Consider the following 26,823-nt stretch of genomic DNA (forward strand, 5'->3'; position numbering starts at 1 on the left):
GTTGTCAGAAGGTCAGGACGAACCGCCCTCGTACCCCGCCCGCCTCGAGCCGGCGGTGGGCGTCTGATGCCTGGCCTGCGGGCATGACCTCGGCGATCCGGGGCGTGAGCACGCCGGCACCGGCCAGGCGGCGGATCTCGTCGAGCTTGTCGGTGCGGCCGTCGTACTCGGGCACGAACGGCGACAGCACCCTGATCCCGCGGGTGCTCTCGGCGGTGTAGCCGCCGGGCTCCTCGGCCTGCCGGAACCTGATGAAGGTGCCGCCGTGACGGACGGCGTCGAGCAGCCGCGGCCCGAACAGCGCCACGTCGGCGACCGCGTCCACGCCCTCGGGATACCGTGCCCGGATGCTGTCGACGACCCCGCGTCCCCGGGGCACGACCTCGGTCGCGCCGAGTTCGCGGACGAGCTGCTCGTCGGCCGGGGCGGCGTCGGCGATCACGGTCAGCCCGGCGTGGGCGGCCAGCTGGACCAGGTATCCGCCGAGCGCTCCGGCGGCCCCGATCACGGCCAGGGTCGAGCCGGGCGGCAGGCCGAGCTGGTCGAAGGCCAGCAGCGCGGTCAGGCCGTTCATCGGCAGCGTCGCCGCGGCCTCGTGACCGAACCCGTCCGGCGCGCGGACCACCGAACTCGCCGGCAGGACCGCGTACTGCACGTAGCCGCCGCCCCGGTAGGCGACGGTGCCGTCGTCGGCGGGAAGGAACGGCATCAGCATCGCCATCACCGGATCACCGACGCGCAGCCCCGTGTCGGTGTCCGGACCGACCTCGTCGACCACGCCCGCGACGTCCATCCCAGGTACATAGGGTGCGGGCACCCCTTCCAGTTCCAGGGCCCATGTGCCGCCGCGCAGCAGCATGTCCGCCGGGTTCACCGCGGCAGCGTGCACCCGGATCCGGACCTGGCCGGGGCCGGCGTGCGGTTCCGGTACGTCGACGACCCGCAGCACCTCCGGCCCACCGAACTTGTGCAGACCTACAGCTTTCATGGTCTTCCTCCGAGGATGCAGCTCCAGCTCACATGTGGTTTCCATCACCTACCGGGTACCCGATCAGTACCGAGCTTCGAGTGTCTGCAATCCCGGCATGAACGAAAAGAAGGCACTTCAAAGTGCCCTGGTATCGCCAGAGGTACCAACCGGTGAAAGGCGGGACCCGGTATACGACATATACTGTTGCGCATGGCGCATCCGACCACCTCGATCAGCGAACCGGAACTGGTGAACTACGGTCAGGGCCGCGAGCTGGTGCGCGACGTGCTGGAGCGCATCGGCGACAAATGGTCCGTGGTGGTCATCTGCCAGCTGGGGCACACCACGAAGCGCTTCAACGAGCTTCGCCGGCTCAGCGAGCCCATCACCCAACGTATGCTCAGCGCCACCCTGCGCGGCATGGAGCGCGACGGACTGGTCACCCGCACCCTGCACGACACCAAACCCCTGCGCGTCGACTACGCGCTCACCCCGCGCGGCATCAGCCTGCTCGCCGCTGTACGACACCTCGCCTGCTGGGCGGTCGACAACGCCGCCGGCATCCAGGAGTCACGGAAATCCTTCGACGCCCTTTAGGTCGCGGGGCACGGTCGGCCACACCGGCTCACTCGATCGCGGCTCGGCGTTCGTACCCGGGACCGAAGCCATCGACCATGAGGTGGGCGACGTTCAGCGGACTCCACCGCACAGAGCGGGCACCTTCTGCCGAAGATCTCGTACACCGCTTCGACGAGATATGCGGGCGTGCGGATCGAGCTTGGTCACTTGCGGAAGGTTGAATTGGGCGGTCGCGGTGGAGTGCGCCATCGTGCGCACTGTCACTACGCGGCGGAGCCCTAGAAGAGCCCCGTCGGCGAGCCCCACGACCATGCCGCCGGCCGCTCTCGACGAGGACTGAGCGGCAGGGTCTGCCGTGCCGCAGATGGGAACTTCCGGCTCCAGGATCAAGAAGCTGGCAGTGCGATGCTGTCGATCGCTGCGTCGGCGGTACGAACCGCACCGCAATGCGAAAGGTGGCAAATCCCGCACCGGCCGACAGAACCGCCGATCGATCCACGGGCGGCGGGCACTGCGACTGCGGATGACGTGCCCGCCGCAGCGCGCAGCCCTTCTGTGTTCGTCAGGACACGGGTCAAGTGCACATACGCGCGTACGGGTTGAGGCATTCGCGAGATCTGAGGGCGATCTTGGCGGCGTCGTTCTGTGTCATACGGCTTGCGTCGGCGGTCGAATCGCTTGAGGTGGACGGGAAGTCGACCTCTCGACCGGGCGGGTCATCGCGCCGCTCTCGATGGTCCTATCTGGTGGGTCGTAGCACGTCCAAGACACACGGGGGCTGCGGACGCCGGTACGCGTCCGCCCTTAGTTGATCAATAAGATGGTGTCTGCGCAGGGTGCCGTCCAATGACGCCCGTTTCTCGGCGTTCGCCGCGTTGTCAACGATCAGCGGTGGGTACCGGTGATGTGGCGTAGACATCCGGGATGCCGTCGGCGTCGGTGTCGATCTGCTCGGCTTCGGCGATGCGCCTGTACACACGTGCGCGCGCCCGCAGCACCGCGGCTGCCAATACTGCGGCGACCACCGAGCCGGTGAGCACGGCGATCTTGGCGTGGGAGTCGGCTTCGGTGCCCAGCCCGAACGACAGTTCGCCGATCAGCAGGGAGACGGTGAACCCGATCCCGGCGAGTATGGACAGGCCGAGGATGTCGGTCCAGGCGAGGTCCTCGTCGAGTTTCGCGGCGGTGAACCGGGCGACGAGCACGGTCGCGACCAGTACGCCGATGGTCTTGCCGACGACCAGGCCGGCGGTGATGCCGATGGCGACGCCCGAGGTGAGGGCGTCGGTCAGGCCGGTCAGGCCGCCGATGGTCACCCCGGCGGACAGCAGGGCGAAGATCGGGACGGCGATACCGGCGGAGATGGGGCGGAGCCGGTGTTCGAAGTGGCCGGCCAGGCCGGGGTCGTGCTCGCCGTGGGCGTCGCCGCCGGGGCGCGATCGGACGGGGACGGTGAAGGCGAGCAGGACTCCGGCGACGGTGGCGTGGATGCCGGAGGCGTGCACGAGGGCCCAGGTCGCCGCGGCCAGGGGCAGCAGCAGCCACGGGGAGCGGTGGCGGCGCTGGACGAGTACACCGAATGCGGCCAGCGGAATCAGCGCCGCGGCCAGGGGCAGCGGGTGCAGGCTCTGGGTGTAGAAGAGGGCGATGATGGCGATCGCGATGAGGTCGTCGACGACGGCGAGGGTGAGCAGGAACGTGCGCAGTGCCGAGGGTAGGTCGCGGCCGATGACGGCGAGCACGGCCAGGGCGAAGGCGATGTCGGTGGCGGTGGGGATGGCCCAGCCGCGTGCCGCGGTCGCGTCGGCGTGGTTGACGGCGAGGTAGATCAGCGCGGGGATGATCACGCCGCCGGTGGCCGCGGCGATCGGCACGACGGCCCGGCGGGGTTCGCGTAGGTCGCCTGCGACGAATTCGCGTTTGAGTTCGAGGCCGGCGACGAAGAAGAAGATCGCCAGCAGCCCGTCGGCGGCCCACACGCCCAGTGGCAGGTTCAGGTGCAGCGCGACCGGGCCGACGGTGTACTCCCGTAGTGCGTCGTAGGCGGGTGACCATGGGCTGTTCGCCCAGATCATCGCGGCGACGGCTGCGGCGAGTAGGAGGGCGCCGCCGACGGTTTCCTGGCGCAGGATGTCGGCCAGGCGCCGGGTCTCGGCCCAAGTGCCCCGCCCGAAGATCACCTTGGTGGGTGTAGAGGGGGACATACCGGCCTCCTGCGGTCAGCGAAAACGGACTCGCCGACCAGACTTCCCGGCACACCTGCTCCCACCCTACCCCCATGATCAGCCCTGGCCCTCAGCGGTGATCAACCGGTGGGACGGTCGGTGTCCAGCCGCGCGGGTGAGCTCGAGGCCCGCTGCGGCGTGTTCAGCGATCGGCGCTATCGGGCCAGCCGAGCAGGCGGGCCCCGAGCACGGCGGTGTGCAGGGTGAATCGCTGGGTGGGTTCGCCGGGGTGGTATCCGGTAAGGGCATGGATGCGGTCGAGGCGGTAGGTGACGGCGCGGACGCTGACGTGCAGCTGCCGGGCGGTGGCGGTGTGGTTGCCTTCGTTGTCGAACAGCACGGCCAGGGTGTCCAGGTACGGCTGGGCACCGCCGCGTGCTTCGGTGAGCGGGCCGAGCACGGTGGTGACCAGGTCGGTGATCGCATCGCGGTCGCGGAGCAGGACCGGGAAGACGAGTAGGTCGGCGGCGTGCAGGACGGGGGAGGTGAACCCGAGCCGGTCGGCCAGGTGCAGCGTGTTGCGGGCCTCGTCGAGGGAGGTGGCCAGGCCGCCCAGCCCGGGGTGGGTGCGCCCGACGGCGATCTGCCAGCTGCCCGCCGGCAGGTGGGTGTGCAGGTGGCGGGCGAGTTCGGCGGGCACCCCGCGTAACCCGCCGGCCACGACGCAGATCAGCTCGCCGTCGCGCAGCGTCGTGAGGGTGTTGGCGGCGCCGAAGCGCTGGGAGAGGGCGTCGTCGACCGCGTACGCCGCCGCCGGTGACAGCTCGGTGGTGCGGGCTGCTATGACGTTGTGCCGGCCGGACAGGCGGATGCCGTAGCGCTGGGCGCGGGCGGCGAGGTGTCCGGGGTCGGGGTGGGCGGCGAGCAGGTCGTCGAGGAACGCGGCGCGTTCGGTTTCGCGATGGGTGGCTTCGTCGCGGGCGCTGCGTTGGTAGCCGTCGAGCACTTCTGCGGTGACCTGCCGCAGGGTGGCGAGCAGCGCCAGCCCGTGTTCATGGGCGCCTGCGGGGTCGGTGGCGGCCCAGTGGTCGGCGGCGGCTTGCAGGAGCGCGTCGACGGTGGCGGCGCTGGTCAGGGAAGCGGTCGCGGCGCGTACGCCCAATGCGCTCGCTTCGGTCGGGTGCGGCCCGGAGCTCGTGTGGAGCAGCTCGGCGCAGGCGTCGGTAAGCCAGACGGGGTGGGTGTCGCTCAATTGATGTCCTGTCGGCGGAGGAGCGGCGCTGACGGGCTGGGGCGGGTAGCAGGCCAGCTCCCGCCCCAGCGGCCGAGGTTCAGACGCCGACGTCGCGGCGGTCGAACACGACGACCCCGGCGACCGCGCCGACGGCGCCTGCCGCCGCGAGGGCGAGCAGGTGGGCGGGGTGCCAGCCGGTGTGCAGCGGGTCGGTGCCGATGAAGTAGTGGAAGGGTGACAGCCACCGCAGCCATGCTCCGCCGTCGACGATCCCGGATACGCCGCGCAGGATGTAGGTGCCGACGGCGAGTGCGCCGGTGACGCCCAAGGCGATGCCGCGGCGGCCGGTGGCCGCTCCGATGCCGAAGGCGATGCCCAGGAAGCACCAGGCCAGGGCGACCAGCCCGGCCGAGGCCGAGATGATGTTGGCTGCCGGCACGTCGATGCCGACCCCGGGTGCGATCGTCAGCACCAGCAGACCGGGGATGGCGGCCAGCGCGGTCACGGTGACGAAGGTCGCCGTCAGCCGCTGGGCGGCGAATGCCCGCCGGGACAGCGGGTTGACCATGAGCAGTTCGATGCCGCCGTCTTCTTCCGGGCGGGGGATGGTGCGAACGGTGAGGATGACAGCGGCCATGACCACGAGCAGCGGTCCGACGAGGCTGTAGACGGTGGCCTGCAGGTAGCCGGCGCCGGAGGTCATGTCCTGGATGGACAGGAAGTCCTTCATGCCTTCGGGCAGGGCGTCGTCTTTGAGCTGCGCGGCGCCTTGGAAGCCGGCGTAGAAGGAGGTGTAGATGATGGTGAACGCGGCGATGCCGAGCGCCCAGCCGATGATGGCGCGGCGGTCGTCGCGCCAGGTCTTACGCACCAGCGGGGACATCGCCTGCTCCTTCGGAGTGGTAGTAGAAGCTCAGGAACGTCTCTTCGAGGTCGGGTTCGGTCGACAGCAGGTCGACGACCTCGTGGCGGGCGGCGGCTTTGATGAGCGGGTCGAGGCGGCCGTCGACGGTGCAGCGCAGCACCGGCCCGGACACGGTGACGTCGCTGACGCCGGGCAGTACGGCGAACTCGGCGGCCTCGACCGGCCCGTCGAAGTGGATCTCGACGGTGCGCACCGCACGTCGGCCGAGCGACTCGACTCGTTCGACCGCGGCAAGGCGTCCGTCGCGGACGATCGCGACCCGGTCGGCGGTCTGCTGCACCTCCGCCAGGACGTGAGAGGACATGAACACTGTCTGCCCGTTGGCGCGCGCCTCGCGCACCAGTGCCAGGAATTCCTGCTGCATCAGCGGGTCCAGGCCGCTGGTGGGCTCGTCGAGGATCAGCAGGGCGGGGGAGTGCATGAACGCCTGCACGAGGCCGACCTTCTGCTTGTTGCCCTTGGACAGGGTGTGGATCGGCCGCGACAGGTCCAGCTCCAGGCGCTCGGCCAGATCGGTGACGGTCTGCCAGGCGACGCCGCCGCGGGAGTCGGCGAAGAACCGCAGCAGGTCGGCGGCCTTCTCCCGGCCGGGAAACGCCAGCTCGCCGGGTAGGTAGCCGATGTTGCGGTGTAAGGCGGCTTTGTCGCGGCGGGGGTCCAGCCCGAGCACGGTGGCGTGGCCGCGGGTGGGGCGCAAAAAGTCCAGCAGCAGCCGGATCGTGGTGGTCTTACCGGCCCCGTTGGGGCCGAGGAAGCCCATCACCTCCCCGGCACGCACCTCGAGGTCGAGGCCTTCGATGCCGCGGCGGGGCCCGTAGAACTTGGTCAAGTCCTCGGTCCGTACGGCGATGTCGTCTGTCATGTGCCACAGCATCGGCTGCCTCCGGCTGTCGGTTCCAGGTTGAGACTCGGCCGAGTTCGGCAGCAGTTGGCTGCCGAACCTCAGCAACGTCGGCGCGCGGACGCAGGTCAGGAGAACAGCAACAGCGGCAGAGTGAGCCCGTACACGCCGAGCAGGACCATGCCGTCGACACGCGTCAGGCGCAGGGCACGGCGCAGCAGCGCCCACGCCAGCACCGTGGTGAACACCATCACCGACAGCAGCGTCAGCGCGGCCGTGCCCGGGTGGTCGGCACCGGCCGCGAAGCCGATGAACGCGCCACCGGCGAGGCTGTTGAACAGGTTGCTGCCGAACAGGTTGCCCACGACCAGGTCGGTCTCGCCGCGGCGCTGCGCCTGGATCGTGGTGACCAGCTCCGGCAGCGACGTGCCCAACGCGACCAGCGTGAACCCGATGATGATCTGCGGAACGCCGAGCTGGGCGGCGATCGTGGAGGCGTTGGCGACCAGCAGCTGTGCACCGGCCAGTACTCCGGCCAGGCCCAGCACTGTGCGCACCGGCTCGAACCAGGCTGCGGCGCGTTTTACCGGCGCGACGACCACGGCGCCGCCCTCGGCTTCGAACCCGGCCACCTCGGTGACGAGTTCGGAGTTGCCGCCGTCCTTGGCCCAGCGCGCCAGGACGAACAGCGCACCTGTGGCGCACATGGCCAGTAGCAGCGCCGTCAGCGGCCCCAGCCCGATATAGGCTGCCACGGCGAACACCAGCACCGACCCGACAGCAAGCGGCACCTCACGCCGGATCACCGTCGAGCCGACGGCGAACGGGGTGATCAGCGCGGCTGTGCCGAGGATGAGCGTCAGGTTCAAGATGTTGGAGCCGCCGATGTTGCCGACGGCGATGCCGGTGTCGCCACGCGCTGCGGCCAGCGCCGACACCAGGAACTCCGGGGCGCTGGTGCCCAGTCCGATGACCACGACCCCGACGACGACCGGGCTGATCCGCATCCTGGTGGCCAGCCGCGACGAGCCGAGCACCAGATGGTCGGCGGCGAAGGTCAGCAGCACCAGGCCGGCGACTGCCAGCAGGACTTCGGTGATCACGGTGTGCTCCAAGAGTCGAGGGACGGATTTTGCTCGCCGACCAGACTTCCCGGCACACCGGCCCACACCGTAGCGCACGGGTGCCCGACGGTGCGGTGCCCCGGTGCGTGGGTCCGCGGATCCGACGCCGGTCGGGCTACACCCCGGCCGCCGGCTGGGCTGACCTCGGCCGGGCGGTTCAAGCGCAGCCGGTACCGGAGCTCACATTGCGCGACGGCCAGACATGGCTGCGATCCACCGCCTGGACAGCGGGCGGTTGATCGCGACGTGTCAATGCGGACCGGCCGCGACGTCAGGCGGGTTCGGCACCGTCGTCGAAGACAGCGTTGGCGACCAGTTGCACATCCAGGCAACTCTGCTGGACGCGGCGCGAGCGACCTGGACGAACCACGCGCCTGCCCGCACACTGACGTGATGCAGTCCGTGTACCGAAACGCACGCGGTCAGGCGGCGGTACAGCAATGGTGTTCAGACGCCTTGGCCCGGGCGGACTTTCCGCTTGCCACCACGACCGTCGACACCACAGCCGGGAAGGTCCATCTCGCCTCGGCCGGCACCGGCAGGCCGCGCATCGTCGTCATCCCCGGAACCGGCCACAACGCCGCAGCGGCGCTGCCATGGCTGCGTGAATTGTCGCAACACTGGCCGACAACCGTCGTCGACCTGCCGGGCCAGCCAGGCCTCAGCGACCAGCGCCGACCACGGCGAGCCAGACTGGCCTGGTACGGCCGCCTACTGGACGAAGTCCTCGACGTCACGCAGATGCACGGCGTGGTCCTGGTGGGCAACTCGCTGGGTGCCGCGGTGGCGCTGGCAGCAGGCTCGCCCGGCGTCGCCGCGCGGCTGCTGGTGTCACCTGCGGGGTTCGTCCGGCTCACCGTCGATCCGAAGCTGGTAGGTGCTTCAGCAGCGTGGCTGCTGCGTCCCACCCCTGACCGCACCCGTGACATGCTGCAGCTGTTCGTCGCCCCCGGCCGTGACGCACCCGAGACGGAGGTGGAGTGGATGACCCTGATGGCGGCGAACTGCCGCACGACGCTGGCCCCGCCGCCGCTGCCCGCCGCGCTGCTGGCCGACCGCGCTCACCTACCGTGCCTGGTTGCCGTTGGCGAGCATGACCGGTTCCTGCCACCACAGCGGCTGGCGCCGGTAGTCCAGCGCACCACGAACACGCGCCTGAGGATCATCGCATCGATGGGGCACTTGGCCACCCCCGAACATCTCCCTGACGTAGTAGCCCTGGCTGCCGAGGTCGCGGGTCCGCCGAGCAGCTGAACATCCACGGTTGGGTCGCGCCACGGACGTCTGCGGCCTGCGGGCCGCGACATCGAAGGCATCACCGCATTGTCGGTGTTCTATCGATCGAGTTGCAGGCGGTGCCATGCGTGCAGGGTCAGCATGCTGAAGGCAATGGGGAAGGTCGCGGCGAGCAGGAGCTGTGCCGGGGCGATCGTGGCGGGTAGTAGGGCCCACAGCGCGGGTGCGGCCGGCGGGAACCAGCCGCCGTCGGCGCCGGCTACGACGATCATCTGGGTGACGGCCATCAGACCGACGATGGTCGCGATGGCGGGAAGCAGTCCCCGGCCGAGGGTGGCGGCCCAGGCCGCCGGGATGGCGAGCGTGGCGGTCATGGCGGCGAGGGCGAGCAGGCGGCCAAGGCCGGCCCAGTCCGCCGGGTGAGGCACCTGCCCTGTGACGGCGAGGCCGGTAAGCGCGACGGCGATGGTCAGCGCCGTGGCTGTCGCCGCCGCCCACAGCAGGAATACGACGAGTTTCGCCAGCGCCAGGGCAGGCCGGCTGACGGGCAGGCCGAACAGGCCGGTGATGGTGCCGTCGGTGAACTCGCGCCCGAACATCCAGCTCAAGCCGACCCCGAAAGCCAGCAGCCCGGCTGCGGCGGTGACCTGGGTGGCAACGTCGAGCACGGCCGGCCATCCGCCCGCGGCAGCCAGCGGCCCGAGTTTGGCGGCGAGCTGCTCGTTGCCACTGCTCGCCGCCGCTGTGGTGGCGGCCGCCAACGCTGCGACACCGGCGGTCAGCAGGATCGCGGTGCTGGTCAGTACGCGCGAGGCCGCAGCTTTGCGGCCTTCCACGGCGATCGCGGTTGCCAGCATCGACAGAGTCATGACGCGTTCCGATCGTGGTGTGTGTCGTCGGCGTGGACGAGCGCGAAGAAGGACCTTTCGATGTCGACGCCGTGCGGGTCGAGGGTCCCGATGACGCGGCCGGCGTTGATGACGGTGATGCGGTGCGCGACCCGGGCCACCTCGTCCAGGTGGTGACTGGACACCAGGATTCCGGCGCCGTCGGCGGCGCGTCGTAGGAGCGCCTCGCGCAGCAGGATCACTCCGGACGGGTCCAGGGCATTGGTGGGCTCGTCGAGCACGATGACACGGGGGTGGTGTTGCAGTGCGCTGGCCAGGCCGAGGCGTTGCCGGTTGCCCAGCGACATCCGCCGTGCTTGTACCGCGGCGTAACTGGTGAGGTTGAGCTCGGCCAGGACAGCGTCGACCATCCGTGCGGCTTGCCCGGCGTCGGCGCCGTGCAGGCGTGCGGCCAGGATCAGGTTCGTCCGGCCGTCGAGCTCCCCGTAGGCCAGGGGAGTCTCCACGAGGTGCCCGACGTTGGCCCAGTCCGCGGTTGGTAATGGTCGCCCGTCAACGTGAACGCGGCCCGCAGTGGGATGCAGCATGCCGAGCAGGAGCCGCATGAGCGTGGTCTTGCCCGCGCCATTGAGCCCTACCAGGGCGTGGATCTCACCGGCAGCGACCTCGAGGTCGATGCCGCTCACGCCGGCGCCGCCGCCGAACTGGCGGGTCAGTGCGCAGGCCCGAAGGCGTGGCGTGGTCACCGGGCGCCGTCCAGGGTGTCCAGGGCCGCCGAGACCGCGCCGGTCAGAGTGAGCCCGTCGTGCTGTGACCAGTCCAGCAGCGCCGCCGTGATGCCTGCCAGCACCGCGGCGGCCGCGACCCGTGCTGAACGGGGGTCGGCGCCGTCGGCGACGAGCTGGTCGACGAGGATCTGCTCGGTGGCGGCGTTGTTGGCAGCGATCGCGGCGCGCAGCGAAGGCGTGCCCGCCGCGATCCGCACCCGACGCCGGACCACGTCACTTTCGGGCTCTGGCAGCTGCCCCCAGGCCGCCCGCAGTCCAGCGACCGCTCTGGCCAGCGGCGCGAGCGTGTGCGGCTGTGCGGCGACCGCGTCGGCGATGACGGGGTCGTATGGGTCTTCGACGACCAGCCGATCCTTGGCGCTGAAATGGCGGAAGAACGTCATCTCGGTGACGCCTGCGGCACCGGCGATCTGCGCCACGGTCGTCTGCTCGTAGCCCTGCTGCTCGAACAGGTCCAGTGCGCACTCCAGCAGCCGGGCACGGGTGCGGCCTCGGCGGCCGCGCGGAGTGTCCTGCATACCGGCACCATAAATGTTAGCGACTAACATTTCAAGCCGGCCGTGTGGCGCGGAACTTTCCACCTGGACGCGGCGGCGCGGGGCGTGCGGATCGCCCTGCCGTGCGCTCTGCTGGTCCTGCTGGCTGGCTGGCGGCACCTCAGAGGCGTCCGCGAGCGCCAAGGTCGCCACGGCCAGGGGCAGCAGGCAGGGGAGCGGCGGTGGCAGCGCGCTGATCGGCGGCGGGTCGGACTCAGCCGAGGGTGATCAGGCCGTCCTTGACGGTCACGGCCTTCGGGCCGAGAGGCAGTGTGGCGGGGCCCAGGACGACCACGCCGTCGGTCGCCGAAAAGCGGCTGCCGTGGCAGCGGCAGATGATCTGGTCGCTTTCCACCTCGGTGACCTGGCAGCCCCAGTGCGTGCAGATCGAGCTGAACGCCTTGAAGTCACCGGCCAGGGGTTGGGTGACGACGACCATCGCGGTGCTATAGACCTTGCCCCCGCCGACCGGGATGTCCGTGGCCGGGCCGAGCACGATGGGGTCGACCACCGGCACGACGGGGTCGGCCGCAGGCACAATGGGGTCGGCTGCGGGCTGGGCGGAGCCGGCGACGGGTGAACCGTGGGCGCCTACCAGGCCGCTGGCTGCCGCGCCTGCGCTGGTCAGCAGTGTTCGTCGCGTCGCGCCCATGACCATTCCGCGCTGTTGATCCACAACCCGCAGCCTAGCGCCGCCCGCTGGTTAATGTCCCGTTTGCCGTATATGACGGGCGTGGCGGCAGTGGCGGGCGGGCGGGCCGGGCGCTGTGGCGCCGGCGCATCCGGGAGCCGATCTGCCGGCCGGCGGAGACAGGCCGCGGGCACATCGATGGGCTGCGACATCAGTGACGTCGCCAGGCCGTGCGCGGTGGCGGTGGGCTGCACCCCTGGCTGCGTGCAGGCGGGGCCGATCATCACGTCCTGCGCGTGGGCTGCAACCCTGCAGGGCCCCCGATCTGGATCAGCTTTGCAGGCACCGTCCACAGCCTCGCTGCCGGACGACCCCGGACGTGCCCCCTGAGCGGAACGGGCCGAAAGTCCCGAATCCGCTGCGGTTGTTCCCTGCCGCGTCAGCCCGGTCCGGAGCGACAGTGGAGGCATGAAGGCACACGTCGGAGACCGCCTCGTGCTCGAGGCCATCCACGTCGGCGAGCCACGGCGGGTCGGCGTCATCACCGAGCTGCGTCACCGGGACGGGACGCCGCCCTACATCGTGCGCTGGCTGGACACCGACCGCGAGAGCATGGTGTTCCCCGGCTCGGAAGCGCGCGTGGAACCGCCTCACGCGCCACACTGACCACGAGCGCAACCCGGGCAAGGGCGTCCGAACCTGTGGGCGGGGGGCCCGATGAGCAGCGCTGAGACGCGTCGTGCTGCCCCATCCGCGTCGCACGCTTCCGATGACACCATGGCGACCGGTCTCACCACCGGTGAGGTGACCCGCAAGCATGCGATGTCAGGACCGAACACGCTGCCGGCAGCGCGACGACCGCCGGTCGCACTGCTGCTGGTCCGGCAGCTGACTCACTTCTTCGCTCTGCTGCTGTGGGCAGCCGCGCTGCTCGCCGTGCTCGCCACAAGGCGGTGCGCGCCCGGCACATCACGTCCGGCACAGGCGTACCGCGGTGACCTTGTACTCCGGGCACGACGTCACCGCGTCGACCTCGGCAGAGGTCAGCAGGTTCACGGCGACCTGCGGGAAGTGGAACGCGAGGAACACCTGGCCGGGGGAGACCTCCGCGGTCAGGTGCGCCGCGGCGGTGATGCTGCCGCGTCGGCTGCTGATCTCGACGTCGTCGCCGTCGCGCAGGCCGAGCGCGGCGGCGTCGTCGGGGTGGATGTCCACGCTTTCGCGTGGCTGTAGGGCGAGGTTCGGGGTGCGCCGGGTCATCGTGCCGGCGTTGTAGTGCACCAGCCGCCGTCCGGTGATCAGGACGTACGGGAACGCCGCGTCCGGCTGCTCGCCCGGCGGCAGCCAAGGCCTGGCGGCCAGCTGCGCGCGACCATTCGGGGTGGCGAAACCCTGCTGGTACAGGCGTGCCTCACCAGGGCCGTCGGTTGAACGGCACGGCCAGTGCAAGTGGCCTTCGCGTTCCAGCCGCGTGTGGGAGATCCCGGCGAACAGCGGCGCGACACGGGCGCACTCGGCCAGCGTCGCAGCCGGTGTGGCACAGCCGAGGTCGGCGCCCAGCGCGGCCGCGACCGACCGGAGGATGTCGAAGTCGGTGCGGGCCTGGCCCGGCGGGTCCAGCGCCGGCCGTACCCGCTGGAACCGGCGGTCGAAGTTGACGAACGTGCCGTCCTTCTCCAGAAACGACGCGCCTGGCAGTACGACATCGGCCAGCCGGGCCGTGTCGGTAAGGAAGATCTCCTGGCAGATCACGAACTCGCAGGCCGCCAGGGCGGCCCGGACGTGGCCGCTGTCCGGGTCGGTCTGCGCGATGTTCTCACCGAACACCCACAGCGCCCGCACCCGGCCGTCGATGGCGGCGTCGAACATCTGCGGGATGCGCAGGCCGGGCCGCAACGGCATGCGATGACCCCAGACCTGCTCACAGCGCTGCCGGGCCCGCGGATCATCGATCCGTTGATACCCGGGCAGCAGGTCCGGCAACGCCCCCATGTCCGAGGCGCCCTGCACGTTGTTCTGGCCGCGCAGCGGGTTCACCCCGCCGCCGTACGCGGTGCCGACCGCGCCGCGCAGGATCGCCAGATTGGCCAGCGTACGCACCCCGTCGGTGCCGTGCGCATGCTCGGTGACGCCCAGCCCGTAGATGATCGACGGCGCGGACGCTGTGCCGTAGAGCCGCGCCGCCTTCCGCAAGGCACCGGCAGGCACCGCGCTGACCTGCTCGACCCGCTCGGGAGTGAACCACCGCAGCTGCTCCCGGAGTTCTTCGAGCCCGTCCGCGCGCTCGGACAGGAAGACGTCGTCGACCCAGCCCTCCTCCAGCATGATCCGTGCCAGGCCGTTGAACACGGCCACGTTGCTGCCGGGCCTGCCGGACAGGTGCACGTCGGCGTACCCGGCAAGCGCCGTGCGACGCGGGTCGACGACGACGAGCCGAGCTCCGGACAGGACCTGCTGCAGGATGCGGGCCCCGACCACCGGATGGGCTTCGGTCGGGTTCGCTCCGGCCAGCAGGATGCAGTCCGCGAGCTCGATGTCGTCGGCCGGGTTCGTGCCGCCGGCCAGGCCGAACGCGGCCGTGAGACCGACGGCCGAGGGGGCGTGGCAGATGCGCGAGCAGTTGTCGACGTTGTTGGTGCCGATGACGGTGCGCATCAGCTTCTGCATCAGGTAATTCTCTTCATTGGTGGCGCGGGCCGAGGAGATCGCGGCCACGGCGTCGGGGCCGTGGCGCTCGACGACGCCGTGCAACCGGTCGGCGATGACAGCGAGCGCCTGGTCCCAGGTGGCCGGTTCCAGCCGCTGACCCGAGCGGATCAGCGGGGTGGTCAGCCGGTCGGGCGAGGCGGCGAAGCCGTACGCGAACCGGCCCTTGACGCAGGCGTGGCCCCGGTTGACGGACCCGTCGCGATCCGGGGTGATCTCGGCGACCCGTCCGTCGCTGACGTGCACGGTCAGTGCGCAGCCGACGCCGCAGTAGCCGCAGGTCGTGTTCACCGCGGTCACCGGGGCCTGGGTGGCGGCCAGGCCCGCCTGCGTGATGGCACCGGTGGGGCAGGTGTCCACGCAGCCGCCGCACGACACGCAGGCCGACTGCGCCCAACTTCCCGCGCCCGGGGCGACGACGGTGTCAGCCCCGCGGCCCGCCAGGGTGAGCGCGAAAGCGCCCTGCACGTCGTCGCACATGCGCACGCACCGCCCGCAGGCGATGCACAAGTCCCGGTCAAGGTGCACGTAGGGATGGGAGTCGTCCGCGCCGAGCCCGCGGCCGGCTTCGGCGAACCCGTCGGGGCCGACGCCGAGCTCCGCGCAGCGGTCGACCAGTTCGGTCGGCAGGTCCAAGGCCCTGCGGGGCAGGCGTTCCACGGTCAGCTCGAGGACCTGCCGGGCCATCGCCGTCACGTCAGGGTCGCCGGTGCTCACCACCTGGCCGTCGGCGGCCGGAGTCACGCAGGCGGCGACGACTCCTCGGCCGGTGAGGCGTGCCAGGCACAGCCGGCAGCTGCCCGACGGGCTCAGCCGGTCGTCGTGGCACAGCGTCGGCACCACGGCTCCGGCCGCACGGATCGCCTGCAGAACGGTCGCGCCCGCGGGGACCTCGACCACCCGGTCGTCGACGGTGACCCTCATGGCCCGGACCCTCCGAGCACGCGCAGCAGGCTGCGCACCGCCCGCGGGATGCTCCGGCCGAACGGGCACAAGCTTGCGGCACCCATCAGATCCAGCAATGCGTCGTCGGTGGAACTCGCGGCCGGGTCGGTGCGCCCGCGCCGCGTGCCCTCCCGGCACGGGGTGCACATTCCGCAGCTCTCCTGGGCGTAGAACCGCCACAGGTGAGCCAGCAGCGCCTCGGCGGACACGGAGTCGTCGACGGCGATGACGCCCCCATGGCCCAGGGCGGCACCCGCGTCGTCGAGCGCCGAGGCCAGCAGCGGAACGTCGAGCTGATCGGGGCCCAGGAACCCGCCCAGCGGCCCACCGACCTGCAGCGCCCGCAGCTCGCGGCCACCTGCCAGGCCGCCGCCGAGCCGGTACACGATGTCGCGCAGCGGCGTGCCCAGCTCCACCTCGTACGCCCCCGGCCAGCTGAAACGCTCGTTGAGGCACACCACCAAAGTCCCGGTCTCGGCACGGCCGAGCCTGGCGTAGACGGCACCTCCGTCGGCGACGACTGCGGGCACGGCCGCGAGCGTCTCCACGTTGTTCACCGCGGTCGGGCGGCCGAACAGGCCGTACTCGCTCGGGTACGGCGGCCGCGGTCGTACGGTGCCGCGCAGGCCGCTCATCGAGCGCAGCAGCGACGTCTCCTCACCCGCCACGTACGACCCGCCCCCGGCCACCACCTCGACGTCGAAGGCGACCGGCGAGCCGTGCACCGCCCTGCCGAGGTGCCCGGCCGTTCGTGCCCGCTGGACCGCCTCGCACATGCTCCGGTATGCCTGCGGGTACTCCGATCGGACATAGACGAAACCCTGCTCCGCGCCGCACGCCAGCCCGGCCAGGGCCAGGCCCTCCAGCACCCGCTCGGGTGTGCGCTCCATGAGCAGCCGGTCGGCGTACGAACCCGGGTCGCCCTCGTCGCCGTTGGCCACGACGTAGCGTGGGCCAGCGGCCGCGGCGACCGCCTCCCATTTGCGGGCGGCCGGGAATCCGGCGCCGCCCCGGCCGCGCAGGCCGGACTCGGCCACCTCAGCCCGCACCCGCTCGACCGCGCCGGGCCGCCCGAGCAGGCGTGGCCACACCTGCCACGCAGGCTCACCTGCCAGGCCGCGCAGCACGGCCGAGTGGGTGACCGCCCAGGCCGGAATCTCGGGTGCGCGCCGCGGGGTGCACCCGGTCAGCTGGTCGGCCAGGTCGGCTCCGGCCGCGGGCTCGTCGCCGTCCAACGCCGCGGGGCCGCCATAGCAGAAACCGAGGCAGTGGACCTCCTGCAGTGACACCTCGCCGTCGTCGCTGCTCTGGCCGACACGCACGCCGAGCGCCTGCTCGACCTGCGCGATGTGCCGCCCGCCGCTGGCGATGAAGCACGCGGTGCCCGCACAGACCCGTACGTGTCGCGGGGCGGTCGGCGTACTCAGGTCGGTGTAGTACGTCGCCGTGCCGTAAACGGCTGCCAGCGGCGCGTTCGCGGCGGCGAAGGCCGCCCGCTCCGTCGTGTCCGTGAGCGGCACCTGACCGGTTCTAGCTTGCCGCAGCCTGGTCAATGCGTCGGTGTCGCCGGTGCGGGCGACCAGCTCCTCCAGCGCGCTTCGCCCTGGTCGCGGCCATACCGGTCCTGCCGGCTGCCGTCGCGTCATGGCGTCCTGCTTAGCTCGATGTGCGCCACGACCAGGACAGGCGGCGTGGCGAGGCGGCTGCCGGCTCACCGAAGCCGGCACCAGGCCGGTGAACACCACGATCGGAGAACTGGCTGCGATCGCTCTCACCACCCTTGCGATTGACACCATTGTCCGCTGTTTTGCCGAGCCCGGAAGCAGGAACGTCCCAACCGGCACTGCGCCCGACCAATCCACGGAGCCGAGCTTCACCAGGTCATACGTCCCGCCGCGGGGGGCTGTGCGGCCCTGTCCATGAGCCGTGCGCCGGGTTCACGTTGGAGATGACCACCGCGCCCACGCCACCCCGGAGCAGCTGCTCCGCGTATGGGCATGTCGAGAAAGGCAGCGCCATGAACGAGCCCACGGTGCGCGATGTCATGACCGCCGAGGTCATGACCGTTCCCCTAGACACGACCTACGCCGACATCGCCCAACTCCTGGCTCGCCACAAGATCAGCGCGGTCCCTGTCCTCGACGATCTGCACCGCCTGGCCGGTGTGGTCTCCGAGGGAGACTTGCTGCGCCGCATCGAGTATCTGCAGGAACCGGCGGACGCCGCACACTTCCTGCAACGGCCTTCCCGTAAGTCGGCTCGGGCGAAGGCTCATGGAGCCGTCGCCCGACAACTGATGACAACGCCCGCCATCACCGTCGCACCGGATGCGGGTGTGGCCGACGCCGCACGCCTGATGGCCGACAAACACATCAAGCAGCTGCCCGTCGTCGATCGTCAAGGGCGGATGATCGGCATTGTCACCCGGCGCGACCTGCTGGGCATGTTCCGGCGCACCGATGCCGACATCAGAGCCGAGATCGTCGAGTCGATCCTGAATCGGGCACTTCACCTCCAGCCCGCCGCCGTAGACGTCGACGTCCACGACGGCGTGGTCACCTTCACCGGCGCCCTCCGCCGGTCCAGCAAAGGCCAGATCGCTGTACGGCTCGCCGAGACGGTGTCCGGCGTCACCGCAGTCGTGGACCAGATCACCTACGCCATCGAAGACGAGCAGATCGGCCGCACAGCCACCTAGCCCCGGCCTTCCGCCAAGTGTCGATCAAGCTCTCGGATCCGGTTGGCTGATCTTTCTGGGTGGGGTCGGCGCCTGGAGGGTGCGCTCCACCGGTGAAGGGTTTCGAAGAACTGGACCGATTCGCTGGAAGATCTGGACTTTAGAAGTCAGATCCTCCCAGATCAGAAGGCACTTCTTCTTTCGCGATCCACGATGCGGACACCGCTCAGCCAAGGGTCGGAGCTGGCCTGTACCGGCATGTGCGTCTATTCTGGACGGACCGAGCGATGGCGGCGAGAACGGTGGGAGACGCTGTGGCCGCGAGGATTCCGGCTGTGGTCGCCGCAGAGGCCGCCCGACTCGACCTGGGCCGCTTCGAGCGGCGCTATCCCGGCCACGTGCCGCTGCACAGGTACTTCGGCGTGGTCCTCACCGCGTTCGGGCTGTTCCTGCTATGCATGGGCGCGCCGTGGTACATCGTCATCGGACTGTTCCTGTTGCCCGGAGGAGCCTTCCTCACCTACACCACGCTGTCGCGCGTCAACACCGGATTCTTCCTGTACGAGCGAGGGTTCGTGCAGGTCGGGGTCAGCGGAAAGGTCAAATTCGTGGTGCGGTGGATAGACGTGTCCCGCACGAGCAACTCACACGTGGTCGTCCAAGGCAGCATCCGTGCCATCCACCACGTGCGTTACATGGTGCACCTGCGAGACGGCCGGATGACCGAGTTCGGCCTCCAGCACCTGCGGGACGCCCAGGAGCTTTACGACATCATCGAGAACCGGCACCGCAGGACCGCCCGCTGACCATCAGGCCTGCCCGCACCACGGCGGGCAGCAGCGCGCGTACGGCTTCAGCCGCACACCTGCGATCGTAGGGCTCGCTCGTCGCCGTCAGTGCCGACGATGACAGCCGGTGTAGCGTTCGACACCGTCGAGCCCGCCCCGGCGGGACCCGCCCCGGCCGTCGCATGAGCCGTAACGCACTAACTCGCCGTCCCGGCACCAGACCATGCGCGCCCAACCGTACGAGGCCGGAACTCGCCGTCCGTGGCCGGTAATGATCGCCGGAAGCGATGGCGTCGAGTAAACGCGACAGCGTCCGCATGGCAGCCTCATCTCGGACGATCTGCCGCTGAGCCGCTGCCCGGCCTGCAGGCCGCGTCGACGTGACAGTCCGTGCCAAAGGCGGCCGCCTCACCGTCAACGTCGCCGACGACGGCTGCGCCGGAGCCTTCGCCTGCGGCGGCCTGATCAACCTCAGCGACCGCGCAGCCCCGCACGGCGGCACCATGACCATCGGCCGCGCCGACACCGGTGGCACCCTGCTCACCTGGTACGTCCCGCTATGATCCGGGTGCCTTTCCACGCCGCAACCCGATCGTCTGCCGCCTTCGTGCCACGAGCGGCAGGTTTGGGCGGTGCGGGACCTTGTCCCTGCCGACGCAGGTCGCGGGCCCCTGCCCCCATCACGGCGGCGGGATGACGGTGAAGACATGACCACCGCAAGAGCGGCACACGAGCAGGCCCTCCGTGGCGCCGCGCACACCGCCCTGGCCGCACCGTCGATCTTCAACACCCAACCCTGGCGGTGGGAGATCGACCGCGAGCGCGCCCGGCTGTACGCCGACCGGCGCCGCCAACTGCTGGTCGCCGACCCCGAAGGACGGCTGCTCACCGTCAGCTGCGGCGTCGCCCTGCACCACGCCCGCATCGCCTTGGCCGCGGCCGGACACGCCGCCGACGTACACCGCAATCCCGACCCCGCCGATCCTGACCTGCTCGCCGAACTGACCATCGTCGGCACCCACGACCCGAGCCTGGCCGAACTGCAAGCCGCCGCCGCGGTCGCGCGCAGGCACACCGACCGGCGCCCCTTCACCGGCCAGCCCGTCTCCGACGCCACCTGCCACGACCTGATCATCGCCGCCGAGACCCAGGGCGCACACGCGCACCTCATCGACGACAACCACATAGCCGTGCTCGCGCTCGCTGCGATCAAGGCAGGCGCCCTGCAACTGTCCGACCCGGCCTACCGCGCCGAACTCGCCGACTGGACCCACCGCCCACCGTGGAGCGGCGAAGGCGTACCCACCGAGACCACCGTACGGGCCATGCCGCGGCGGGTGCCGGTGCGCGACTACGCACCCTTCGGCGGGGACACCATGCGCCCCGGCCGGGAAAGCGACCGCGGCGCACGCTACCTGCTCATCTACACCGACACCGACGACCCCGACGGATGGCTGCACGCCGGCGAAGCCCTGTCCGCCGCACTGCTCGCGGCGATCACCGCGGGACTGTCCACCGCACCGATCAGCGACATCACCGAACTGCCCACCACCCGAGACGAGCTACGCACGCTGCTGCCGGGTCTGGGCCACCCGCAGGTCGCGGTGCGCGTCGGCTACCCGCCGCCCGGTGAACCGCCACCGCCCACCACACGACGCCCCGCCGAAGACGCCATCAATCCGCGATACTGAAGGAGAGCACCATGGCCACCACCCAGCCCGTCATCGTCGGCGTCGACGGCTCACCGTCCAGCCTCGCCGCCGCCTCCTACGCGGCCGAACTCGCCGTACGCCGCCACGCCCCACTGCACCTTATCTACGGGCACCTGGCTCCGCTGTACGGCTACGGCACGATCGCCCTGTCCCAGCCCTCGCCAATGGCTGAGGAGCAGACCCGCGCCGATGTCGAACGCAGCCTCGCCGATGCCGTGGAAGCCGTCCACAAGCAGCACCCGGAACTCGTCGACATCCAGTCACGCCAGGTCCCGGGCAACCCGGCCGGTGTGCTGATCGACCTGTCCCGTACTGCCGCAGTGACCGTCGTCGGCAGCCGCGGCATCGGCGGCTTCCGAGAACTCCTGCTCGGCTCCGTCGCCGCCCAGGTCGCCGCGCACGGCCACGGTCCGATCATCGTGGTGCGCCCACCGGTGCCCGACCGCGAGATCCCGCCCGGCCCCGAACAGCCACCGACAGCCACACCACCACTGGGCCCCGTGGCCGTCGGCGTAGACGGCTCGCCCGCCGCGGCCGCCGCCGTATCCTTCGCCGCCGCCGAGGCAGCCGCCCGCCGCGTACCGCTGATCGCCATACACGTCTACTGGCCCGAGCCTTGGCCGGGATCCGAGGACACGGACCCGCTGACCGCGGCCGAGGAACACGCCAGGCAGACCGCCGACCAACTGCTCGCCGATGCCCTCGCCCCCGTCGTCGCCGAACACCCGCACCTCGAGGTCGAGTACCGGCCGAGCCGCAGTCTCGACATCGAACAAGTGATGATCGACAGTTCGCGTGACGCGGGGCTGACCGTCGTCGGCTGCAGAGGACGAGGGGGGTTCGCCGGAATGCTGCTCGGCTCCGTCAGCCACGCGCTCGTCGCCCACGCGCACGGACCCGTGGCCGTGGTCCACCCTTCCCAGCATCCGTAGCAGAACGCCTACCGGCCGGCGAACCGACGTTCTACGTGGCGGAGGGTCGTCGGCCGGACGTGTCAGACCCGCGAGCCGCTGGATCTTTCGCCAGCGTCGGTAGTTGCACGGTCGTCCGCATGAACACGAAGTGCCGTGGGTACCGGTGTGACAAGGGACCGTCAGCCGCGGTGAGCGGCTCAGCGAGCAGTTGCCGGGCGCGCTGACAGCCGGATCGTCATCGAGCAGGGCAAGGGCGCGTTCGCGCAGGCGCGCGGTGTCAGTGTGGACGAGGCTGTCGGGCTGACCCGCGCCTACTGCCGCAGCTACAACCTGCGCCTGGGCGACGCCGCCCGTGCCATGACGACTGACTCGGCCGGCATGCCCGGCCTGGCGAGCCGCTGATCCGAGGCCGGGCCCATAGGGTCGCTCGCGGGCCGTCGGGTGCTGTCAGGCGAAGACGGCGAGATAGATGGCAATGTATTGGCACAGTGCGGCGATCAATGTGCAGGCGTGGGACACGTCGTGGTGGCCGAATGCCGCCGGCCAGGGGTTCGGGCGGCGTAGGGCGAACAGGATCGCGCCAACGCTGTAGACGACCCCGCCGACAGCCAGCAGGATCAGCGCGACCATCCCGCCTACCTGGGCGACGTCGGGAAGGATTACCACGGCCGCGGCAGATCAGCCCGCCTGAAGCATCACGGCCGGCCGGTGCCTCAGCCGGCCGCCGCGGTTATCACGCGGCAACGGCCGGTGCGCGGTCGGTTTAGGGCGACCGGTGCAGGGAAGTCAGGGCGCAGGCGCACCACATAGGAGGACACGATGACCGCTGTAACCGACGGTTTGGACATGGCCGCGATCGGTCTGCTGCTCCGCCAGCGCCACGCCGAGACCACCGGGCAGGTCAGCCGCCTGCAAGCGCAGGCCGCCTCCATGCGGGGATCGCACTACGCGGGCTCCGGTGACGCCGCCGACGCCGGCACGGTGGCGCTGGAGGCCGCGGAGCAGACGATGGTGACCATGGCACTGCAGGAACAGCTGCTTCGGCTGCAAGCAGCCATCGACCGCCTCGACAGCGGCACCCTCGGGGCCTGCGGGCGCTGCGGTGAGCAGGTCCCGCTGACCCGGCTGCAGGTGATGCCGTGGGCCACGCACTGCGTACCGTGCCAGAGCATCGTCGACCGCCACCGCTGAGTCATGAGCGGCCTGGCGCAGGCTCGGAGCGAACGACGCGGACACGTCGCCCCGAGCCTGCGCTGTTCATTCGACCCGGATGCTCCCGAAATGAGGATTCAGCCGGCCATCATCGAGGCGATCGGGCCGGCCACCCACGGTCCTCCAGACCGACTGCGGCATGTGAGTTCATCGACATCGCTGTGCGGGCCCGGCACGGCGGCGGAGCTAGATCCCGGACCGCGTGGCGGAGATCCCGATTGCCGCGCTCCGTCGTTTCCTGCTGCGCCATCGGCCCCGTGTTTGAGGGGTAACCGATGGGGAACTCCAGAACTCCACTGTCTGCGGGATGTCGTCGTTGTCGGCGGGGACCCGGACTCGGCGGCCACTGAAACGGGGGCATCGAGATGGCTCAGCAATACCGGGACCGCGCGGAGCGGCAGGTAACGGACGCCCGGTCTGATTCGACAGCAGGGGAGGAACGGTCGCCGACCGAGAGCGAGACGTACCGGGAGCATGATCTCGCAACGACGCCGGGGAAGTTCACCGACGGTGCCGGGCAGGGCACATCAGGTGAAGGTGCGATAACCGCTCACCCGAGAACCGACGAAGGCGATGACGACGTGCCCTCAGCCGTTGCGAGACCGTCCGACCCGCCCAGCCACGAAAAGGGCGCGCGTACCGACGGGTAGCTGCAACAGGGCGACAGGCCGCGGCACCGTCCAAGCCGACCGTCGCTGCTCGGCGGATGCTTGTCTGTCCTGAGCAATGACATGCCGACCAGCGGCGAACTGATCGCCACAGCACAGCGAGGCAGGAGCGGACCATGAGACTTCCCGAGGCGCGGGGCGGCCTTTCGGCGGCTGTGATCGAACGTCTTCGGTCAGGGAAGGCGATCAAGGACGCGCGTCTGCCGAACCGCGTCGACGTCGATCCGCTGGCTGACGAGGACCTGCAGCTCGCGCTGGCCGTCTGCTACGAGCTGCACTACACCGGCTTCGACGACGTCGACGACCGCTGGGAGTGGGATCCTGGACTGCTGGCGTTGCGCGCCGACATCGAGCGGCTCTTCGAAAGGGAACTTCGGGATCAGGTCGGTCCGCAACCGGCGACCAGCGCCGCCGAGATACCCGCCGCGCTGACCGCGCTGACCGCCGAGCGGGAGGGCCCGTCACTGGCCCGTTACATCCAGTCCCACGCCACGATCGAGCAGCTCCGGGAGTTCGTCGTGCACCGCTCCCTCTACCAGCTCAAGGAGGCCGACCCGCACACCTTCGCCATCCCTCGGCTGACCGGGCGCGCCAAGGCCGCGCTGATCGAGATCCAGATCGACGAGTACGGCTCTGGCAGGCTCGCGCGGATGCACGCCGAGCTGTTTCGCAACACGATGGGCTGCCTGGGTCTGGACACCGACTACGGCGCCTACCTCGACCGGCTGCCGGCGGTGACGCTCGCCGTCACCAACATGCTGTCGATGTTCGCACTGCATCGGCGGCTGCGGGCGGCGCTCACCGGTCAGCTCGCCGCCTTCGAGATGTCTTCCAGCCTGCCCAACAGCCGTTACGGCAACGGTCTGCGCCGCCTCGGCGGCGACAGCAAGGCGACCCTGTTCTACGACGAGCACGTCGAGGCAGACGCGGTGCACGAGCAGATCGCCGCGTACGACATGTGCGGCTCGTTGGTCGCCGAGCACCCGGAACTGGCCGCAGACGTGCTGTTCGGCGCCGCCGGCTCCGAGGTGCTCGGGGGCAGGGTCAGCGCGCACCTGCTCGACAGCTGGGCCGCCGGCCGCAGTTCGCTGCGGGCAGGGACCGCAGCGCGCGAACTGCTGCCAGAGACCGATGTGCTGGCAGGAGCAGCGGCATGACACACGAACCTGCCCGCCCCTCGGTGACGGTGACGCCCTACGAGGACGGTCCGCTGCTGTTACGCGGCGACTTCGAGATCATCACCCCGGACGGCGAGCACATCGAGGCCGGCAGGCCGACGGTCGCGCTCTGCCGCTGCGGCCGTTCGCGGATCAAGCCGTTCTGCGACGGCACCCACAAACTGATCGACTTCCGGGCTCCGGCCGGCCGGCAGACAGGCCGCCCCGATCCGGCCGACGACGATCCTCACCTGCCGGATTGACACGGCTCGGCCGGCGGGCGGCCGCCATGACCTGCTCCTACGAGTCGTCGATGCGGGAAGGGCACCTGGTGGTGGTGAGGCTCCGTACCGGGGAAATGCAGTCAGTAGGTCTTCAGATCACCAGAGGCGGCTGAGCACATGGATCCAGGTTTCAAAGGGGACGGCCCTCGGGTCGCCATCGCGGACCGCAGCCCGCTGACCTTGGGCGTCGAGGAGGAGTTCCTGCTGCTCGACACGTCGAGCGGCCGTAATCTGCCCGTCGCCGACGAGGTGTTGGCGCGGCTGACCGGGCAGGCACTGGAGCAGAGCCGGCACGAGTTCCGCGAGAGCATGATCGAGATGGTGACCCCGGTGTGCGGGGATCTCGCACAGGTTCGCGAGCACCTGACGTCCTCCCGTGCTCAAGCCGCCGCCGCCGGCGCGGCGCTCGGAGCCCGGCTGGTGGCGGTGGGGGCGACCCCGGTACGGGAAGCGGCCATCACCCGGCCGGCCGCCGAACGATACGAGCGGATCATCGACCGCTTCGGACCCGTGGCACTCGATCCGGCGCTGTGCGGATGCCACGTCCACGTCGGCGTGCCCGACCGCGAGCTCGCCGTCCAGGTCTGCAACCACCTGCGGCCCTGGCTGCCCGTCATCCAGGCCATCGGAGCGAACTCGCCGTTTCACGCGGGCGTCGACACCGGCTACGCGAGCTGGCGCTCGATCCAGATGGAACGCTGGCCGAGTCTAGGCCCCTCCCCGTACTTCGCGAGCGCCGCGGATTACGACCGCACCGTCCAGCAGCTGATCACGGCCGGTGTGATGCTGGATGTGGGGATGGTGCTGTGGTATGCCCGGCCCTCGGCCCGGTACCCCACGGTCGAGGTCAGGGTCGCCGACGTGCTGCCGACGGTCGACGACGCGGTCCTGGTGGCCGGGCTCGTCCGGGCGCTGGTGACCACCGTCGTCGACGACATACGCGCCGGGCTGCCGGCACCACGGCTGCGGACCGGCCTGCTGAACGCCGCGCACTGGCGGGCCGCCCGCGACGGGCTCGAAGGCCACCTGGTCGACCCGACGACCGGGGAACTGGTGCCGGCGGGGGAGCTCGTCGATGACCTGCTGCGTTTCGTCGGCCCGGTGCTGACCAGGGACGGCGACCTGCAGACGGTCAACACCGGCTGGGACCGGCTGCGCAGGGCGGGCACCGGCGCGGAACGTCAACGCCGGGTCCACCGCCGGACCGGTGACATTCACGACGTGCTGGCCTACCTCGCTTCCGAGACGATCGGCGACGGGGCGCACTGAGGCAGTGAACGGGACGGGGGAGGCGGCGCGTGAGCGAGGTCGAGATGAGTCCTGCGTCTACGCACGGCGTGCACTCCGAGGTGGGGAAGTTGAGGAAGGTGCTGGTGTGCGCGCCTGGGCTCGCGCACAGCCGCCTCACCCCCACCAACGCGGCAGACCTGTTGTTCGACGATGTGATGTGGGTGGAGAAGGCGCAGCGAGACCATGCCGACTTCGTCGACGAGCTCCGCTGCCGCGGCATCGAGGTGGTGGAACTGCACGGGCTGTTGGCCCAGACCGTCGCCATCGGCCAGGCCAGACAGTGGCTTCTCGACCGTAAGATCGTCGCCAATCAGGTGGGCACGGGCCTGGTCGACGACGTCCGCGCGTTCCTGGAGGCGCTGGACCCGGGCGAGCTCGCGAGGTTCCTGATCGGCGGTCTGACCGCCGCTGATCTGCCCGACGACCTGCTGTCCGGACATCTGGTGCTGGCGCGCGAGCGCGTCGGCGGCTGCGAGTACCTCATGCCACCGCTGCCTAAGGCCACATCTCATTTGGTGAGGTGGTTGTAGCAGGTCAGGGTGCAGGCGATGTCGGCAAATGCGAGGAAGTGTTCAGGGGTTCGCTCGTAGCGC

At 70.4% G+C, this 26,823-nt stretch carries 26 protein-coding genes and 2 pseudogenes; 15 read left to right on the forward strand and 13 right to left on the reverse strand.

Annotation, left to right across the window (positions count from 1 at the left end):
• Positions 1-4 precede the first annotated feature (4 nt).
• Positions 5-988 carry an NADP-dependent oxidoreductase gene (locus AB0B35_RS39385; protein ID WP_361056216.1) on the reverse strand — a complete coding sequence of 328 codons (984 nt, stop codon included), beginning with the start codon at positions 986-988 and terminating at the stop codon, positions 5-7.
• A gap of 192 nt (positions 989-1,180) precedes the next feature.
• Here AB0B35_RS39385 and AB0B35_RS39390 point away from each other — a divergent pair, with 192 nt between their 5' ends.
• Positions 1,181-1,567, forward strand: a complete 387-nt coding sequence (locus AB0B35_RS39390; protein ID WP_360532316.1) for a helix-turn-helix domain-containing protein — start codon at positions 1,181-1,183, stop codon at positions 1,565-1,567.
• Positions 1,568-2,427: 860 nt separating this feature from the next.
• Here AB0B35_RS39390 and nhaA read toward each other — a convergent pair.
• The 5 genes from nhaA to AB0B35_RS39415 form a co-directional block, all read right to left on the reverse strand.
• Complete coding sequence (gene nhaA / locus AB0B35_RS39395) at positions 2,428-3,753, reverse strand: Na+/H+ antiporter NhaA (RefSeq protein WP_361056218.1); 1,326 nt, start codon at positions 3,751-3,753, stop codon at positions 2,428-2,430.
• 163 nt (positions 3,754-3,916) lie between these two features.
• Positions 3,917-4,966 carry a helix-turn-helix domain-containing protein gene (locus AB0B35_RS39400; RefSeq protein WP_361056221.1) on the reverse strand — a complete coding sequence of 350 codons (1,050 nt, stop codon included), beginning with the start codon at positions 4,964-4,966 and terminating at the stop codon, positions 3,917-3,919.
• A 79-nt stretch (positions 4,967-5,045) separates the two neighbouring features.
• Complete coding sequence (locus tag AB0B35_RS39405) at positions 5,046-5,831, reverse strand: ABC transporter permease subunit (protein WP_361056224.1); 786 nt, start codon at positions 5,829-5,831, stop codon at positions 5,046-5,048.
• Positions 5,812-6,735 carry an ABC transporter ATP-binding protein gene (locus AB0B35_RS39410; protein ID WP_360532304.1) on the reverse strand — a complete coding sequence of 308 codons (924 nt, stop codon included), beginning with the start codon at positions 6,733-6,735 and terminating at the stop codon, positions 5,812-5,814. Before AB0B35_RS39410 ends, AB0B35_RS39405 begins: the two co-directional genes overlap by 20 nt.
• Before the next feature lie 107 nt (positions 6,736-6,842).
• Positions 6,843-7,817 carry a calcium/sodium antiporter gene (locus AB0B35_RS39415; RefSeq protein WP_360532301.1) on the reverse strand — a complete coding sequence of 325 codons (975 nt, stop codon included), beginning with the start codon at positions 7,815-7,817 and terminating at the stop codon, positions 6,843-6,845.
• A gap of 414 nt (positions 7,818-8,231) precedes the next feature.
• On the opposite strand from AB0B35_RS39415, the gene AB0B35_RS39420 reads away from it, so the two are divergent.
• Entirely contained in the window at positions 8,232-9,092 is an 861-nt protein-coding gene (locus AB0B35_RS39420) for an alpha/beta hydrolase (protein WP_361056227.1), read from the forward strand.
• Positions 9,093-9,172: 80 nt separating this feature from the next.
• Here AB0B35_RS39420 and AB0B35_RS39425 read toward each other — a convergent pair whose 3' ends face one another.
• The 4 genes from AB0B35_RS39425 to AB0B35_RS39440 all read right to left on the reverse strand — a co-directional run bounded on the left by AB0B35_RS39425 (position 9,173) and on the right by AB0B35_RS39440 (position 11,922).
• Positions 9,173-9,943 carry an ABC transporter permease gene (locus tag AB0B35_RS39425; RefSeq protein WP_360532295.1) on the reverse strand — a complete coding sequence of 257 codons (771 nt, stop codon included), beginning with the start codon at positions 9,941-9,943 and terminating at the stop codon, positions 9,173-9,175.
• Entirely contained in the window at positions 9,940-10,668 is a 729-nt protein-coding gene (locus AB0B35_RS39430) for an ABC transporter ATP-binding protein (RefSeq protein ID WP_361056230.1), read from the reverse strand. Before AB0B35_RS39430 ends, AB0B35_RS39425 begins: the two co-directional genes overlap by 4 nt.
• A complete protein-coding gene (locus AB0B35_RS39435; protein ID WP_361056232.1) occupies positions 10,665-11,228 on the reverse strand; it encodes a helix-turn-helix domain-containing protein in 564 nt (187 codons plus the stop codon). Before AB0B35_RS39435 ends, AB0B35_RS39430 begins: the two co-directional genes overlap by 4 nt.
• Positions 11,229-11,460: 232 nt before the next feature.
• Positions 11,461-11,922, reverse strand: coding sequence for a Rieske (2Fe-2S) protein (locus AB0B35_RS39440; protein ID WP_360532286.1), 462 nt, complete (start codon positions 11,920-11,922; stop codon positions 11,461-11,463).
• 423 nt (positions 11,923-12,345) lie between these two features.
• Between AB0B35_RS39440 and AB0B35_RS39445 the strand changes: the two genes are divergently transcribed.
• Positions 12,346-12,543 (forward strand): DUF1918 domain-containing protein, encoded by a 198-nt coding sequence (locus tag AB0B35_RS39445; protein ID WP_360532283.1) that lies wholly within the window; start codon positions 12,346-12,348, stop codon positions 12,541-12,543.
• Positions 12,544-12,654: 111 nt separating this feature from the next.
• Positions 12,655-12,798: pseudogene (locus AB0B35_RS39450) on the forward strand (cation-transporting P-type ATPase); the annotation flags it as partial.
• 48 nt (positions 12,799-12,846) lie between these two features.
• On the opposite strand, the gene fdhF reads toward AB0B35_RS39450, so the two are convergent.
• Together fdhF and AB0B35_RS39460 are read right to left on the reverse strand one after the other, a co-directional pair.
• Entirely contained in the window at positions 12,847-15,507 is a 2,661-nt protein-coding gene (gene fdhF / locus AB0B35_RS39455; RefSeq protein ID WP_361056236.1) for a formate dehydrogenase subunit alpha, read from the reverse strand.
• A complete protein-coding gene (locus AB0B35_RS39460; protein WP_361056239.1) occupies positions 15,504-17,174 on the reverse strand; it encodes an NAD(P)H-dependent oxidoreductase subunit E in 1,671 nt (556 codons plus the stop codon). The genes fdhF and AB0B35_RS39460 overlap by 4 nt, the downstream gene beginning before the upstream one ends.
• Before the next feature lie 371 nt (positions 17,175-17,545).
• Between AB0B35_RS39460 and AB0B35_RS39465 the strand changes: the two genes are divergently transcribed.
• The 6 genes from AB0B35_RS39465 (at position 17,546) to AB0B35_RS39490 (ending at position 22,021) form a co-directional block, all read left to right on the forward strand.
• The gene (locus AB0B35_RS39465) at positions 17,546-18,226 is read left to right on the forward strand and encodes a CBS domain-containing protein (protein ID WP_361056242.1); all 681 of its coding nucleotides are present in this window, start codon (positions 17,546-17,548) and stop codon (positions 18,224-18,226) included.
• Positions 18,227-18,540: 314 nt separating this feature from the next.
• The gene (locus AB0B35_RS39470) at positions 18,541-19,011 is read left to right on the forward strand and encodes a hypothetical protein (RefSeq protein WP_361056245.1); all 471 of its coding nucleotides are present in this window, start codon (positions 18,541-18,543) and stop codon (positions 19,009-19,011) included.
• Positions 19,012-19,373: 362 nt separating this feature from the next.
• Positions 19,374-19,556, forward strand: coding sequence for a hypothetical protein (locus AB0B35_RS39475; protein ID WP_361056248.1), 183 nt, complete (start codon positions 19,374-19,376; stop codon positions 19,554-19,556).
• A gap of 144 nt (positions 19,557-19,700) precedes the next feature.
• Entirely contained in the window at positions 19,701-20,684 is a 984-nt protein-coding gene (locus AB0B35_RS39480; RefSeq protein ID WP_361056251.1) for a nitroreductase, read from the forward strand.
• A gap of 11 nt (positions 20,685-20,695) precedes the next feature.
• The gene (locus AB0B35_RS39485) at positions 20,696-21,637 is read left to right on the forward strand and encodes a universal stress protein (protein WP_361056254.1); all 942 of its coding nucleotides are present in this window, start codon (positions 20,696-20,698) and stop codon (positions 21,635-21,637) included.
• Positions 21,638-21,856: 219 nt separating this feature from the next.
• Positions 21,857-22,021: a hypothetical protein gene (locus AB0B35_RS39490; protein ID WP_361056272.1), complete on the forward strand. Its 165-nt coding sequence runs from the start codon at positions 21,857-21,859 to the stop codon at positions 22,019-22,021.
• Between the two features lie 45 nt (positions 22,022-22,066).
• Here the strand turns inward: AB0B35_RS39490 and AB0B35_RS39495 are convergent.
• A pseudogene (locus AB0B35_RS39495) lies at positions 22,067-22,288 on the reverse strand (hemolysin III family protein); the annotation flags it as partial.
• A gap of 150 nt (positions 22,289-22,438) precedes the next feature.
• Between AB0B35_RS39495 and AB0B35_RS39500 the strand changes: the two are divergent.
• The 5 genes from AB0B35_RS39500 (at position 22,439) to AB0B35_RS39520 (ending at position 26,760) form a co-directional block, all read left to right on the forward strand.
• Positions 22,439-22,810, forward strand: coding sequence for a TraR/DksA C4-type zinc finger protein (locus AB0B35_RS39500; protein WP_361056257.1), 372 nt, complete (start codon positions 22,439-22,441; stop codon positions 22,808-22,810).
• Between the two features lie 805 nt (positions 22,811-23,615).
• On the forward strand, positions 23,616-24,656 hold the full coding sequence (locus AB0B35_RS39505; RefSeq protein WP_361056260.1) for an iron-containing redox enzyme family protein: 1,041 nt from the start codon (positions 23,616-23,618) through the stop codon (positions 24,654-24,656).
• Positions 24,653-24,919, forward strand: coding sequence for a CDGSH iron-sulfur domain-containing protein (locus AB0B35_RS39510; protein WP_361056263.1), 267 nt, complete (start codon positions 24,653-24,655; stop codon positions 24,917-24,919). Before AB0B35_RS39505 ends, AB0B35_RS39510 begins: the two co-directional genes overlap by 4 nt.
• A 138-nt stretch (positions 24,920-25,057) precedes the next feature.
• A complete protein-coding gene (locus tag AB0B35_RS39515) occupies positions 25,058-26,209 on the forward strand; it encodes a glutamate--cysteine ligase (protein ID WP_361056266.1) in 1,152 nt (383 codons plus the stop codon).
• 29 nt (positions 26,210-26,238) lie between these two features.
• Positions 26,239-26,760 (forward strand): arginine deiminase family protein, encoded by a 522-nt coding sequence (locus AB0B35_RS39520; protein ID WP_361056269.1) that lies wholly within the window; start codon positions 26,239-26,241, stop codon positions 26,758-26,760.
• The last annotated feature ends 63 nt before the right edge of the window (positions 26,761-26,823 follow it).

This window comes from Catellatospora sp. NPDC049133 (genome assembly GCF_040648455.1).
In the GTDB taxonomy this organism is placed as follows: domain Bacteria; phylum Actinomycetota; class Actinomycetes; order Mycobacteriales; family Micromonosporaceae; genus Catellatospora; species Catellatospora aurea.